The organism is Paraburkholderia sp. DD10 (assembly GCF_049177125.1).
GTDB classification, from domain to species: domain Bacteria; phylum Pseudomonadota; class Gammaproteobacteria; order Burkholderiales; family Burkholderiaceae; genus Paraburkholderia; species Paraburkholderia terricola.
In genome coordinates this window covers 1884914-1899422 of sequence record NZ_CP185393.1, presented here as the reverse complement: position 1 = coordinate 1899422, position 14509 = coordinate 1884914, and the positions used below count along the sequence as shown (strand labels likewise).

General features: G+C 59.4%; 7 protein-coding genes. 3 read left to right on the top strand and 4 right to left on the bottom strand.

The features are described 5' to 3' along the window. The first annotated feature begins 256 nt into the window (after positions 1–256). The 3 genes from ACOCG7_RS23725 (at position 257) to ACOCG7_RS23715 (ending at position 6944) form a co-directional block, all read left to right on the top strand. A complete protein-coding gene (locus ACOCG7_RS23725; RefSeq protein WP_421380296.1) occupies positions 257–625 on the top strand; it encodes a response regulator in 369 nt (122 codons plus the stop codon). A 1769-nt stretch (positions 626–2394) separates the two neighbouring features. After that, positions 2395–6417: a YadA-like family protein gene (locus ACOCG7_RS23720; RefSeq protein ID WP_421380293.1), complete on the top strand. Its 4023-nt coding sequence runs from the start codon at positions 2395–2397 to the stop codon at positions 6415–6417. Between the two features lie 89 nt (positions 6418–6506). Then, positions 6507–6944, top strand: a complete 438-nt coding sequence (locus ACOCG7_RS23715; RefSeq protein WP_421380290.1) for an outer membrane protein assembly factor BamE — start codon at positions 6507–6509, stop codon at positions 6942–6944. Between the two features lie 623 nt (positions 6945–7567). On the opposite strand, the gene ACOCG7_RS23710 is transcribed toward ACOCG7_RS23715, so the two are convergent. From ACOCG7_RS23710 to ACOCG7_RS23695, 4 genes are all read right to left on the bottom strand, one after another. After that, complete coding sequence (locus tag ACOCG7_RS23710) at positions 7568–8998, bottom strand: IS1182 family transposase (RefSeq protein WP_421380543.1); 1431 nt, start codon at positions 8996–8998, stop codon at positions 7568–7570. Between the two features lie 421 nt (positions 8999–9419). Continuing rightward, a complete protein-coding gene (locus tag ACOCG7_RS23705; RefSeq protein ID WP_421380287.1) occupies positions 9420–11294 on the bottom strand; it encodes a YadA family autotransporter adhesin in 1875 nt (624 codons plus the stop codon). Between the two features lie 1075 nt (positions 11295–12369). Next, complete coding sequence (locus ACOCG7_RS23700; protein ID WP_073429824.1) at positions 12370–13170, bottom strand: glycosyltransferase family 2 protein; 801 nt, start codon at positions 13168–13170, stop codon at positions 12370–12372. Between the two features lie 3 nt (positions 13171–13173). Continuing rightward, positions 13174–14496: a glycosyltransferase family 4 protein gene (locus tag ACOCG7_RS23695; RefSeq protein WP_244744944.1), complete on the bottom strand. Its 1323-nt coding sequence runs from the start codon at positions 14494–14496 to the stop codon at positions 13174–13176. Positions 14497–14509 lie beyond the last annotated feature (13 nt).

The following is a 14509-nucleotide window of genomic DNA, read 5'->3' as shown; positions in this document are numbered from 1 at the left end:
TCGGGGCTGCTCTCGTATCCGCAGCATGCTCACTCGCGCCATACGGACCTGCGGCATCGTCAAAATCCTTGGCGAATTCCGCCAATTGAACGGCGATTCGATTTGCCAGTGTTCCAGCGACTTCTGGCAGAAAACCACGTCGACAAGGCAGCGAGGAAGCCGCTTCAGCGGTGCAAGACTTCAAAACCCTCCAAGGTCATTAAATAGCTCCGAATAGAATTTGGGCAAATCGTTCGTAAGATTTACTGCAGAAGCCATGAAGATCCTCATTGTCGACCGCCAGATACGGGCGGGCCGAACCGTCGCAGGGCAAGTTATGTCTATGGGACACGAGGCAGCAATCGCTTGGACCGCCGCTGACGCGATCGAAGCGGCCGCCGAATGGATACCCGACGCCGCGCTCCTCGATATCGAGCTGGGCGAGAATGACGGCCATGAGGTATGCCGCATCCTGCGTAGCAACCCGGACTTATCTCGCTGCAAAATCATCGCACTGTCGGGCACATCGACTCTTGACTTCCTAGCCCTCAGCCTATTTGATGCAATTCTGGAAAAGCCTGTAGACGCGCCCATGCTCGTCAGTCTTCTTGGCAGCGGATCCGATGACAGTTCCGGCGAGGGATGAGGGATGCGCTTGCCATCGGTATTGGACATATCGCTTGGAACGACAGTTATTCTGAGCCACGAAATCGCGCGCCTGCCCTCGAAGACAAAAGACACGCGCAAGCATCGTCTGGATCACATAGCGGTTTGGGTCACTGCATTGGGTGCTCGTCTCAGCGTTACATCCGGCACCATCTTGGAATCGATTCTGGGAGGCCTGCGTGGCTGAAGACACCAATCTCGATCGCGATGCGCGAGCCGAACTCCTTTGCTATCTGGTTGTTGCTCAGCTCGCGGCGCATGCCCGGACGGGAGAATGGCTGCGTACGGACCATCTCGTCGAGTCCGCCCGCATGTGGACGGATTCCAACGGCGCGCACGGGGCATGGTTGGCGCGGTCCGAGCTCGGCCAAGCTTCAGCGACTATCGCCCCAGACTTTCTCAAGGTCTCAGCGCTTTGCGACTCTGGCTCGCTTGCAATGCTCTTCACGGATGGCTGGCGACTGGACTATCGATGTCGACTCGTACGTTGGTTGCATGACGTTTGCGACGCGCACCTACACGGGAGCGGAGAGCTGCCAACCCTTGGCGGGCCTGTTCATAACCCTCCGTAAGTGATTGATTTTATTAGGACGTATCAGGCCGTTTTTCCAGTGAATTTCGACTCAAAAATCCACTGTAAGCCAATGATTTCTAGGCGAAAATTGGCGGTGCGGGGGCTATATCATTTCGTCAGACGCTATTGACACGACCGTTTTGGAGGCAGAGCAGCCAGTCAACCTCCGCATTGGCCCCGGCACAAAAGACTTTTGTTGCTGGTGAATTTCCCTGCGCTGCCTACCGTAACTCGCACAGTGCCTCCCCCGACCTGCGGCAATCAGACTGTGAAACGCTAGGCATTCCTATTTACGACACACTGAGCTCGCAAAGGCCGTTTGCTATGCCGCACTTCTCTTAACGCCAAGATGCGTAAATTGCGGAAATTCATTAAAAAATCAGTAATTCAATTCAGACCTGACACTGTCAAAACGGAGATGGGTCTGGACGACGCGTGGCCGCGCCAGTGATGGCGTGCTTCAGCCCAGCAACGGCTGGCCGGGCCGAACGCCGTGACGTGGACGGCGCCACTACCGTCATCGTCGAAATGTTAAATCTTGTGAGACACATAGCTCTCAACGGCTTTCTGTAGACAAACGTAAAGCCTTATGAGAAAGTTCCCGCCAACAAACTTTCTTTTTGTTACATGCCCGGCAATCGAATTCAATTCGAACAAGCGGGGCCGTCGCATTAACACGATAGAAGAACCGGCGCCTTGCTGCGGCATGAACCAGTTGTCAGCCATACGCCGAACGAACGGACGTAGCGCACTCAAGAAGAGATTGTCAACTATGAGTAAGGGGCGCATAAGATTGTCAGGCTTGTGCCACGCGAAAAGCGATTATCGGCGAGTGCGTCGTCTGGCACTCCATCAGGTAATGACCCTCATGGGGCTTCGGTCCGGACCTTCATAACGCATCACTCGCGTCGGTGCAGTCCGATGAGTCGCCGGACGCACGTTAGCCGCATTGCCCGCCATCGATTGATAGCCACGCACCGTCCCAGGTGGGGATGGCGGGGTCTGCTCACGTCAGTTTGACGTTCACCGCCGCAGGTCGCAAGCGCTGTGGCGTCTGGTGGGTAGGGCGCCAGCAATCGAACACATTGAATTATAGATAGCTAGTAATCCTAACGAAAGGATGAATCCACACGCTCGCGGTTGTCAACTGCCATCTTTTATTTACAGGACGAGTCATGAACACGGTGTACCGGACAATCTGGAATAAAGCGCTCAGCGCGTTTGTGGCCACATCGGAACTGAACGGGTCGTACGGCAAGGGCCGATCAGGCGCGGCTGCCTCGATATGTGATGGACGCAACGGAGAGCCGGGAAAGTGCCGCTCTTTGGCACTGAGCGGCGCGCACCCGCGCGCACTAGCTATAGTGTTGGCGATGGGCGCGGGCGGATGGGGTGCGCAGGCGCAGGCGCAGGCAAGCTGCTCGACGGCGCCCTACAACTTTTATAGCGGCAGCACGACGTGCGTGGGCCTTGCGTCAACAGCCACTGGTGGCGGAGCCACCGCGGTCGGGTATGGCGCGAGCAGTACGGGACTTAACGCCGTGTCGTTCGGCTTCCAGGCGATTGCGTCCAACACCAACACTATTTACGTGGGCGCTCGCACTGCAGCGGGAACGGGCGCGACTGCGCAGTCGGCAATTGGCATCGGTACGGACGTCACCGCGAGCGGGTCGGCGGCAATTGGTATTGGCGTCGACGCGGTTTCCAGCGGCAACCTCTCAACGGCCGTCGGTCCCCTGGCGAAAGCAACCGGGGACCACGCCATCGCACTTGGCGACTCTTCCCAGGCAGCGAGCAGCTACACGACCGCTATAGGTGAAGGTTCGCAGGCAACGGTCGGCAATGCCACTGCGCTAGGTGCAGGTGCGCTGGCAACGGCCGGCAATGCCACAGCGCTTGGCGTCAGTGCAAACGCAAACGGAGGGAATGCGACCGCCGTCGGTGAGAACGCTACGGCCGGCATCGGTTCGACTGCATTAGGTGGCAGCACCAACGCCAACGGCAATGGTGCGACCGCGGTAGGACTATCGACCCAGGCGACCACAACCCACGCGACGGCGGTTGGGTGGCAGGCCTATTCGACTGCCCTCAACGCCATTTACGTCGGCGCGCGCACGACCGGTGTGGGGGCTTCCGCAGAATCGGCAATTGCCATCGGCACGGACGTGCAATCTTCCGGTGTCTACGGTATCGGAATGGGCATTCAGGCAAACGTAGCTGGGACAAGTGCCGTTGCTATCGGCCCCTTCTCAAATGCGTCCGGCAATTTTGCGCTGGCTTTCGGTAATCAGGCTATTGCGTCAGGCGTGGCCGCCATTGCGCAAGGATCGGGTGCTCAAAGTGCGGGCACGGCCGCCGTGGCGATCGGTAACGGTGCCACTGCGAGTGCTGCCGAAGCCGTTGCGATTGGCCGTTTATCCAACGCCCTGGCTGCTTCGACGGTGGCCATCGGCGACAGCAACATCGTTGCGGCGGCGGCCGGTGCCGGTTCAATAGCGGCGGGCCACAATTCTCAGGTCACCAGCGGTACCGGCGCGGTCGCGCTGGGCGAGGGTCAAACGGCAAGCGGCAATGGCGCGGTGGCGATCGGCGATCCGAATTCGGCCATCGGGAATGGCGCCGTTGCCGCAGGTGCAGACGATACGGCGAACGGCCAGGGCGCCTTGGCGATGGGCAATGGCAACACCGCGACAGGCCAGGGGTCCGTCGCGCTAGGCAACGCCTCACAGGCCAATACAGCGGGTTCTGTCGCGATTGGCGATGCCGCAGTAGTGCAAGGCGCAGCAACGAAGAGCCTCGCGCTCGGCTCTGGTGCGACGGCAAGTGTCGCGAACAGTGTTGCGCTTGGTGCGGCTTCGACCACAACAACAGCCACGCCGACTGCCGGCGCGACGATCGGCAGCGTCAACTACAGCTTCGCGGGGGCAGCGCCGGCGGGCGTTGTGAGCGTCGGCGCGCCTGGCGCCGAGCGCCAGATCCAGAACGTCGCAGCCGGCCAGTTGAATGGCACGAGCACGGATGCGATCAACGGCTCACAGCTCTACGCGACCAATCAGCAGGTGACGGCAAACTCGACGGCTATCACGAATATCGAGAATGGCGCGGGGATTAAGTATTTCCATGCCAATTCGACGCTGGCCGATTCGTCGGCTTCCGGCACGGATGCCATCGCTGTCGGAGGCAACGCGCAGTCTACTGCAGCAAATGCGGTAGCCGTGGGCACCGGGGCAGTGGCAAGCGTTGCCAACAGCGTCGCGCTTGGCGCGGGCTCGACAACAACAGCCGCTACGCCGACGGCAGGCGCAACGATCGGCAGCGTCAACTACAGCTTTGCGGGTTCGACACCCGTGGGCGTCGTGAGCGTCGGGGCAGTGGGCGCCGAGCGCCAGATCCAGAATGTCGCGGCTGGCCAGTTGAGCGGAACCAGCACCGACGCGGTCAACGGCTCGCAGCTTTATGCGACCAACCAGCAGGTGACGGCGAACTCCACCGCGATCAACAACATCGAGGCTGGTGCCGGCATCAAGTACTTCCATGCCAACTCGACCGCCGCCGACAGTCAGGCGACGGGTACTGATAGCGTTGCAATCGGCCCGCTCGCGGTCGCGAGCGGCACGGACAGTTTCGCGGCGGCCAACGGCGCGCAGGCTCAAGCCGCAAGCGCGCTTGCGCTTGGCGCGCAATCGACGGTCTCGGTGGCGGGCGGCGTGGCTATCGGCTCGGGCTCGCTGTCCAATCGCGCGGTTGCGTCTGGCACCGGTTCGATTGCAGCAGGCAGCTACTCAATCCCATTCAACACGACCGATGCGACGCTGCTAGGTGCCGTTTCATTCGGCAATTCGACCGCAGGCAGCGCGACCTACCGGCAACTGACCAATGTCGCCGATGGTACGCAGGCACAGGATGCGGTTACGGTCAGGCAGCTCGCAGGAGCGCTACAAGCGTTCGCAGTCACGCCGACGCTGTACTTCCATGCCAATTCGACCAAGCCCGACTCGTTAGCGATCGGTACCGATTCCGTTGCTGTCGGTCCGGCCACGGTCGTCAACGGTGACAATGGCATCGGGATGGGAAATGGCGCGACCATCGATATGAACGCGCCGGGGGCAGTGGCCATTGGCGAGAGTGCGCATTCCGGCCAGGCCGACGCCATGGCGCTCGGCAGCGGTGCCTCGGCACTCGGTGCCCAGTCGATCGCTCAGGGCGCCAACGCCAATGCGACGGCTGCCGGCGGCATTGCACTCGGTTCGGGCGCGAACAGCAGCGCGGTTGATGCCGTCGCCGTGGGTGCCGGTGCAACGGCTTCTTTTGCGAACAGTGTCGCGCTAGGTGCAGGGTCGCTGACCACGGTCGGTGCATTGAGCAGCTACATCGCCTATGGATTGAGCAGCCCGCAGTCGTCAGCTGGCGAAGTAAACGTCGGCAACCGCCAGATCACCGGCGTTGCTGCCGGACGCCTCGGCACTGATGCCGTCAACGTCTCGCAACTGGCCGCGGTGACGACCCAACTGACCACGCTGATCGATCAGCGCACTAGCAACAATGGCGGAAGTTATACGTCGACGCCGCCGGGCGGCACAACCGTGCCGCCGTCGTCTACTGGTGCGAACTCGTCTGCGGGCGGCTCAGGCGCGGTTGCATCGGGTTCCAACAGTACTGCAGTCGGTAACGGCTCGCAGGCGACGGGCAACGGATCTACGGTAGTCGGCACTGGCGCAACGTCGACGGGATCAGGTTCGGCTGCGGTCGGCGCCGGCAGTAACGATGGCGGCCGCTCCAACGTTGTCGCTGTGGGCTCGACCGATTCGACGCGGCAGGTCATCAACGTGGCAGCGGGGACGGCCCCCACTGACGCAGTGAACGTTGGCCAACTGAACGCGAGTGTCAGCAACATGCTGACGCAGGCAAACAGCTACACGGACAGCCAGGTCGCGGGGCTGCGCAACAGCCTCGACTCTTATCGTCACGACGCCGATGGCGGGACGGCCACGGCAATGGCCGTTGCCGGTCTGCCTCAACCCTCAGGCCCTGGCAAGAGCATGGTGGCGATAGCGGGTAGTGTCTATCGCGGTCAGTCGGGACAGGCGCTTGGCGTCTCGACGATTTCAGAGAACGACCATTGGGTTTACAAGGCCGCCGTGTCAACGAATACGCGAGGGACATACGGCGCGGTAGTCGGCGCCGGCTACCAGTGGTAAGCCGGCGGCATGACGGCATCGCGCGAACAGACGCGGTGCGCTCAACCGCCGCTGCAGCCTCTAGGCCTTACAACGTTTGGACACTTATTATGATGAACATCAGATTGGTCCCGGTTTCATTAGCCGCAGTTTGCTGCCTCCTTGGTCTTGCCGCGTGCGTAGGCCCGGTTGGCGGCGATACCGCGTTTCCACAGCCGGACACATTGACGTGGCCGGAAGGCTCCTTTCCTAACACCGACAACCTGAGCAAGGTTGCGCCAGGCATGACAAAGCACCAGCTGTACGAGCTGGTAGGGCCGCCACATTTCCATGAATCGGTCTTCCATGTGCGCGTCTGGAATTACCTGTTTCACTTTCGCACGGCGGACGGGATAGCCAACTGCCAGTATCAGGTGCAGTTCGACGACAAGAGCCGGGTATCCAGCTCACGGTGGGAGGATCAGGCCTGCGAGAAGTACAGCGGTGCACGCAACAGCGCCGTGGATAAGAACGCAGCCAAGCCTCTGACGCTCAACGACCTCGACTGAACATAGTGAGAGCTGCGCCTTTCGCTGCCAGAACGGCGCGGCGACATCCGCCGGGGAAACTTGGATGAAAAGTAGCCCACGTCTATACATAATTGCTGGCGGCTGCGTATTGTCAGCCTGTGCCGCGTTTGCGATGGTGGCCAAGCCGGCGCGTCGGCAGGCCAGTTGCTCGACGCTGCCGCGCAGGTGGGGACTTGGATTTCCCATTGTCGGCTTAGCGAACCGCAGCTGCCGCAGGAACGACGGTGCAACGACGACACGGAACGGCGGCAACTGGCCCGATAGCGGGCGGACAGGAAATCAGTAGGCGTAGCAGATGGCGTAATTCACTGCTAAAAGCCTTGTCTGGCAGGGCGCAGGTACTGCTGCATCATCAGCATATGTTACCAGTCATGGCCTGGATGGCAGAGGGGCGGCCGAACGCGCACTGAAGCCGACGATTGGGTGTCTCTCTAAGCGCGTCAGCGAATGGCGGAAAGTGGCCCAGACTGTGTCAAAACGGCTGGCCACTGGGAATTGACAGAAACCTGTCTCGGCGCAGGTCGCGGCTTTTCGATTGCGGCAACCCGAACGTCAAATCACAGCCGAACACATCGCAAAGGCTCAACGACCCCGTACGGGTCTCAGGCCCGCATCGCCGTCATAACCGCTTCTGAACCGAGTAGCTTGATGACCCGCTTCATGTTGTACGCCAGCACGTGCAAGCTCATCTCCGTGCTCACCCGCCCGATGGTCCGTGTCAGGAAATGAGTGGCGCCCATCCATGCCTTGATCGTGCCGAACGGGTGCTCGACAGTCTGTCGCCGGATGCGCATCATCTCAGGGGCATGATCAAGTCGCGCCTGCATCTCATCAAGAACAGCTTCGTGTTCCCAGCGTGTCACGCGACGTTGGGGACCTGGTGTGCAGTCCCCTTTTAGCGAACATTGCTGGCAATTTGAACTCCAGTACTTACTGATCTTCAGGCCGCGCTCAACGGTCGAGAATCGCCAGATGAGCCGTTCGCCGGCCGGGCACCGATATTCGTTCGTCTGTGCGTTGTAAATGAAGTCATCCTTGCCGAAGCGGCCATGAGCCGTTGCGCTCGATGTCACCGTCTTCGGAACGAACACGCTTATTCCAGCCTCATGGCATGCGAGTATTTCTTCGCTCTTGTAGTAGCCGCGATCCGCAACGGCGGTGAGCTTGTCGACGGCCATCTCTGTACGGGCAAGCTTCGCCATCGACGTCAACTGATCACGATCAATGCCATCATTGGTAACGACGTGCGCGACGATCAGATGGTGCTTTGTGTCAACCGCCGTCTGGACGTTGTAGCCGACGACTCCCGTTCCTCGTGTCTTCATTGAACGGGCGTCGGGATCCGTGAGCGATACCTGGTTGTCGGGTGCCGCGTTGAGTTGCACCTCGATCTCCTTGAGGCTTCGCATCTGTTCCTTCAAGGCCGCAATCTTGTCCTGCAGTCGCGCTGTTCTGGCCTTCGCAATCGCAGGCTCCTGACGATCCGCTGTGTCCATCGCCTCGAGATAGCGAGCAATACTGGACTCGATGTCGCGCATGCGTCGTTCGAGCTTGGCGCTCGTGAAGTTGCGGTCGCGATGGTTCACCGCCTTGAACTTGCTGCCGTCGATCGCAACGATCGCTTCGGCGAAGAGGTCCAGACGCTGGCATAGCACAACGAACTGACGGCAGACGCTGCGGATCGCTTTGCCGTTGTCCTTACGGAACCGCGCAATGGTCTTGAAGTCAGGCGCCAGGCGGCCGGTGAGCCACATCAGTTCGACGTTGCGCTGGGCCTCGCGTTCAAGGCGACGGCTGGATTGAATACGGTTCAGGTAACCGTAGATGTAGATCTTGAGCATCACCTCCGGATGATACGAAGGCCGGCCGGTCAGCGCTGGCTCAACACCTTCAAACCCGAGCTTCTGAAGATCGAGCTCATCCACAAAGACATCCACCACGCGCACAGGATTGGTGTCGGTCACGTAGTCATCAAGCGCTTCGGGAAGGAGAAAGCTTTGCGTGCGACTATCGCCTTGAACGAACCGCTTCATCTTGCTCATCCTCCGCTATCGGATGAAGAATTCTAGCGCTTCAAAAATGCGTTTTGACACAGTCTGGGCCGGTTGTCGCCGGACGGGCCTGCGGGGCGGTGGGGCTGCGCACAGTCGCTGAGATGCTAAGACGGGATTTTTGTGTGCGACAACAGGTTTGCTACAGCAACGGTAGCAATCCATATCTGACAGGCCTTGCGCCTGTCATTCCACCCCCTGAATTATCGCCGCCCGCGAAAATCCGGCAAAGTGACTTTGAACGGCTCAGTACGGACCCCGTTGGCGTCACCTGCTGAACGCCCGTGGCGGCTGTACAACATAGCTTGTGGCGGGTTTCCTCACCGGTGGTGACGTCATTTTCCAGCCGCTTCTCCCGCTGCTGTCGCGCTTCTTTCCCAGCAGCGGGAGACAGCCAAGTTACTTACCAGCGGTAACCGACGCCAGCGCCTGCTCCAACCGAGCCGTGACCCGAAACAGCGGTCGTGATCGAGCCCTTGACCATCCACTTTTGCGTCGCGACAGAGAGGCCCACTGCCATTGCCGACTGACCGCCGTAATTGCCTGCGCCAAGCGCGACAACCTTTTCGCCCGGCAAGACAGCCTGCGGCAAATTCGCCATCGCGATAGCGCTCGCCGTACCAGCAGCAGCATCCTTGCGATTTTTCGACATTTCATCGCGCACCGAACCGATGGCGCCGTCCAGCTGGCGCTTGTTGACAGCGTCAGTGGGAGCCGTACCGTCCGCAACGTTGGTGATCTGACGCTCAGCACCCGGCGCACCGACCGAAACGGAGTTGTCCCGGTCTGCGACTGAATTTGCACCCAAGGCAACCGAATTGTTCGCGGTAGCTTGCGAGTTCGCGCCAATTGCAGTTCCGTTTGCGCCCGTGACGTTCGAGCCGTCACCGATTGCGGTTCCGTTCGTGGCTGCGACTTTGGAACTCGTGCCAATGGCAGTTGCACGTGCAGCCGTAACAGTCGTGTTGGCGCCGATCGCCGTACCGTCCTGACCCGAAACGTTCGAGCCGTTACCGACCGAGGTTCCGTTGGGAGCGGACACCGCAGTGTTTGTACCTACCGCCGTACCTGTTGGGTCCGCAACCGTTCCGGTCACACCGTTTGTCGTGATCGTGTTGACTGTCGCGGTAACTGTGTCGACTTTGGTCGACAGAGCAGAGACTTGTGAAGCAATCGAGAAAAGCTGAGAGCCGTTAACCGCGTCAGTACTGGTCGCACTGATCTGGCCTGCGGCCACATTCTGCAACTGATGCTCCTGACCGACCGCGCCGATACTCACGACACCGGTCGGCGTCGCGCCTGCGAAGCCACCAAACGTGACCCCGTTCAATGTGACGCTACTCACGTTCGTGGCTGCACGTGTAACCGCACCGGAGCCCAGCGCTGTCGATTCTGCAGTCGAAGCCACCGCCGCGTTACCGATCGCGATTGAATTGGCGCCCGTCGCCTGTGTGAAACCGCCCAGTGCAACCGTACCCGCTACGGCCGCATTGGCTCCAGTTCCCATGGAAATGGAGCCGTTACCTTGCGCTACGGCGGAGTTTCCCAGAGCGGTGGCTTCGCCGTTTAGTGCCTTGGCACCTGGGCCGATGGCAATAGGCGAGGCGGGTGTGGTCGACGTTGCAGTCGCGTTTGCTCCGATCGCAATTGCAGAGCTGAAGGCGGCCCCGCCATTTGCGACTGCGCCCACCCCTGCTGCAAACGCACCGTTACCGGTTGCAGAAGCGTGATTACCTACCGCGGTTGAATTTGCTCCGGCGACCGACGCCTGTGCGCCCAAGGCGGTTGCGCCTGACCCTACTGCACTCGCTCCACCGCCATATGCTACTGCGTTATTTCCTGTCGCGACCGAGTTTGCGCCGACTGCCGTGGCATTCTGGCCGTTCGCCGTAACCGAATCGCCCAGAGCCGTTGCGGCCCCGCCCTGTGCTGACACAAAGACACCGACAGCGGTATTCTGGCTTGAGCCGTCGGCACCGGCGACTGCGGGGAATGTGCCGCCCGTGGTCGCTGTAGGCGCCGCCGCAGCGCCCCCGACCGTCTCATTAATACCCGCGTTTTGACCGCCGACTGCAAGGTTATCTGCGTAGGCTTGCCCCACCGGCAGCAGCACCAGCGCCGTCAGTACCGCGAGCGACACCTTTGATTTCAGCGGGATACCACCGCGTGTCATTTCCGTTTGCCCCGGCTCGCCCTGCATGCCGCGCTGCGACTCGGCGGCCGCTACCAGTGTCCCAAGTCGACGGTTCCAAACCAACTTATATCGGCTGCTGTTCATTGCTTTTCCTTAGTTAACTGATCGAAAAAAAGAGTACTCATGTCTGGTCTCCGTCATAACGCCTAATCCCGCATATTAGGATTACTAATTATCAATTATGTTTTGTGCAGACGAACGGTAATTGGAAAGATCTAACAAACGGGGTCCCTGGTTAATAAGGCGAGCAGCATCGCCGCGAGGGTTAATCGTCGCAGACAGAACAGCTCAGTGTTAGCCAAGGTTACGGCAGTTGGAGCAGAAACTTTAGGTAATATTTTTCTGAGACTTGTGTGCGGAAATCCTTCCAGAAGTCGAACCCAAAGGCGGTCCAACGGTTGCACGCACCAAAAATTCGGCTCCTGCCCAGTGAATTCCGGGCTGGGCCCGCCGCGACAAGGTAAGACAATGTAAGTTCCCGCAATTCGTCGTCGAGACTTTCTCATAGGCGAATTGACTTGTCTACATAAACCCATAAAGAGTCGGATGGCCTTGCGATATTTAACAATTACGCAACAGCAAAAAATCCTCACTTCGTCGTGAGCGAGGGTGATTGGCTTTCGCGGTATGTCGACAGCATGACAATGGCTTGCGACTGGCTCAGAATCGCAGCGATCCCGAATAAGGCCAGACCGGGGGCGCATGCACCGAGCGTCCTTCCGCTGTTCCGTGTGCGTTCCGGCGTCCTGCGCAAGAACGTTCAGGCGGCATCGCCGCCAGCTGAAATCTGTTCGCTTGTCGCGAATTGCGAGCGTTGACGGGCAAGATGAAAAACTCGTCGGAAACGTTCGCTCCAACGAGCGCGCCGACGAGCAACACCTATACATGCCCGCATATCCCGGAAGGGCATTGGTCAGCGATTTGGTCCACGCGTCGACGCGTGCGAATCTCATGCAGACGAGCGATATTCAAGTGTTCCGAACAATCGAATGTCTCAATCGCCGCGATGGCCAAGGACAGGAACTGGCCGGTCGCTGCTTGTCGTCGAACGAGTTATGACGATCCGTGGCAATGGCCGCGGTGCCATGGAGGTGCCATGCACGTGGATTCCGACGCCGGGTGATTGATCTGAAAGAATATTTGTCTGAAATGGAGCGGATCAAGTATTCGACGGCGCTGCCGGTGCGCCGTCTCGGGCAAATGCCCGACTGATCTCATCGGTCCGCCGGGCGCGACTTCTGATCTCGTTGCGAAACAGATCGGACGGTCTTGGAATGCAAACCGCTGCAGAGGTTTGCTTGACCAGAGAGGTATGTCGTGTCCGAATTGCGTGCGAGGTATTGGGAACAATTTTGTGGATTCCGCCGTTGTTCACAACGTCGATATTCCATCTCCAGTCTTCATAGCCGATGTTGTTCTTGAGGTCGGTTCCGGTGTTGGGAACAGCCCTCAAAAACTGCCTGGACGTGAAGACCAACGAAGTCCATGCGTTCGTGTATGCGAGATGAGCCAGATGGAAACTGGGGTCCTCCATATCCACGTGCAAGAAAATATGGGGCGTTACGCCAAAGTAGACATTGACCTCCGGGTGCCACGCGACGTTTCGCGGGTCGGCTTCGGCTGCTTTATAGGCCTCAAGTAGCCAGTTGGCCCCCCAAATGTCGTCCGCGTCGAGGAACCCGATCCATTTGCCTCTGGCTTCGTTTGCAGCGGTGTTGCGGGCATAGCCGGTATCGCCGTGCTGCACTGTCACTACTCTCAGGTCGGCGCGTTTGGCGGCGAACGATTCGAATACGTGCAGTGTCACCTCGGTCGGCCTATCGAGCACCGCGAGCATCTCCACTCGCAATCCCGATGCAGCAGCAATGTCAGCGCACCTGCTTAGACTGTTGAGCGAAGCGTTTGCCAAAAGGCCTTCAGAATGGCCGTTTATGACGGCTGTGATATCAAAATTGGTCATGACTTAATCGAGAAACGACGGAGACACAGACAAGGTCTTGCAAAAGTGGTCCCACGAGTGCTCTTGCCTGACCCAAGCCATCATTCGCCTGGCGCGCTGGCGGGCCTCATCGGGGGAACGGCGAATTTCGCGAAGCGCGTCCACGTAGGGAGCCGCGTCCTTATATTCCCGGATCAACCAGCCGGTTCGCTCAGTGACAAGGTCGGGAATTCCGCCGACAGCGGACGCGACGACCGGTATGCCCATGCAAGCTACGTCAGCCAAGGTGAGCGGCAGGCCATCCCAGAGCGAGGTGTACAGAAAGGCGTTGTACTCATCGACGGGTAATTCCGATGTAGCGGAAAACGGACCCTTGATGGTCAGGTTGGGCAGCACGTTGGCAAAGGTTCTGAGCTTCTTCAGATAGGCGTCGTCGCCGTAGCCATAGATGTCGAAATGAAAGTCTGTTGCCAGTTGGGCGATCTCTATCAGCAGATCCACGTTTTTCTGCATGCAAAAACGGCCGGCCCAGATAACCCGGTTGCCCCGTGGCGAACCGGTTTTGAATTTCCCGATAGACACGTTGCCAATAGGTTGATGAAGCGTGATCATCCTGGCGCGCAGGCTCTCCGGTACGCCATAGTCGTCCGCGAGTTCATGCATGAAGCCGGCGTTGTCAAAATAGACTTTCGTGAGAAATGGCAAGCTGTCTCGGAAGTGTGTGTCCGCATACCCTGCCGCTCGGCCGTCGGCGGTGTAGTCCCGGCAAAACAGGCAGGCGTAGAGATTCGTCACTTTGCCAAGAGCGGCACCCTTCTGAACAATGCTGTCCCAGCACGCGCCGCTGTTGACGTTCAATACTGACTTCGGACGCAAAGCCAGGATTAACGACTCCACCATCTGAATCCTGTCTGACCGCGTTAGCGACGATCCAAATTCCGATAGGACACGAACATGTGCTCCGACCGGCAGCCAGTCGATCGACTCACTCCGGTCGTGATCTGTAAGCACGACGAGCGTCGAATCATTGCCATGTTGCTGAATGGCGGCCCGCACCGCGTTCGCCGCGGCCAGATCGGCGCCGCCGCGCACGAGCCACGGCACAAAGACGATGTGATCGAACGCGTGAGGCAGCGAATCGAAAAGCTTTTGCCATGCAACGATTCCCGGCCAGGACTGGCCGCCGTAATTGAAACCCAGCAGCGCGGGCTCGACCAAGGTAGCGTCAAGCAAGATCGTGCTCTCGAGTTCCCCGGCTTCCGCCACCATCTTTTCGACTTTGTCTAATATGCGCGGCTGCAGTCCGCATCGGCGACCCTCGGCCTTGCCGATCGTGATGTAGTGCACGAGCGGTTGCAAA

Excerpts from the sequence above, each read along its gene's own strand:
- ACOCG7_RS23725 (WP_421380296.1), top strand. The coding sequence starts at position 257 with ATGAAGATCCTCATTGTCGACCGCCAGATACGGGCGGGCCGAACCGTC.
- ACOCG7_RS23705 (WP_421380287.1), bottom strand. The coding sequence starts at position 11,294 with ATGAACAGCAGCCGATATAAGTTGGTTTGGAACCGTCGACTTGGGACA.
- ACOCG7_RS23715 (WP_421380290.1), top strand. The coding sequence starts at position 6,507 with ATGATGAACATCAGATTGGTCCCGGTTTCATTAGCCGCAGTTTGCTGC.
- ACOCG7_RS23710 (WP_421380543.1), bottom strand. The coding sequence starts at position 8,998 with ATGAAGCGGTTCGTTCAAGGCGATAGTCGCACGCAAAGCTTTCTCCTT.
- ACOCG7_RS23700 (WP_073429824.1), bottom strand. The coding sequence starts at position 13,170 with ATGACCAATTTTGATATCACAGCCGTCATAAACGGCCATTCTGAAGGC.
- ACOCG7_RS23720 (WP_421380293.1), top strand. The coding sequence starts at position 2,395 with ATGAACACGGTGTACCGGACAATCTGGAATAAAGCGCTCAGCGCGTTT.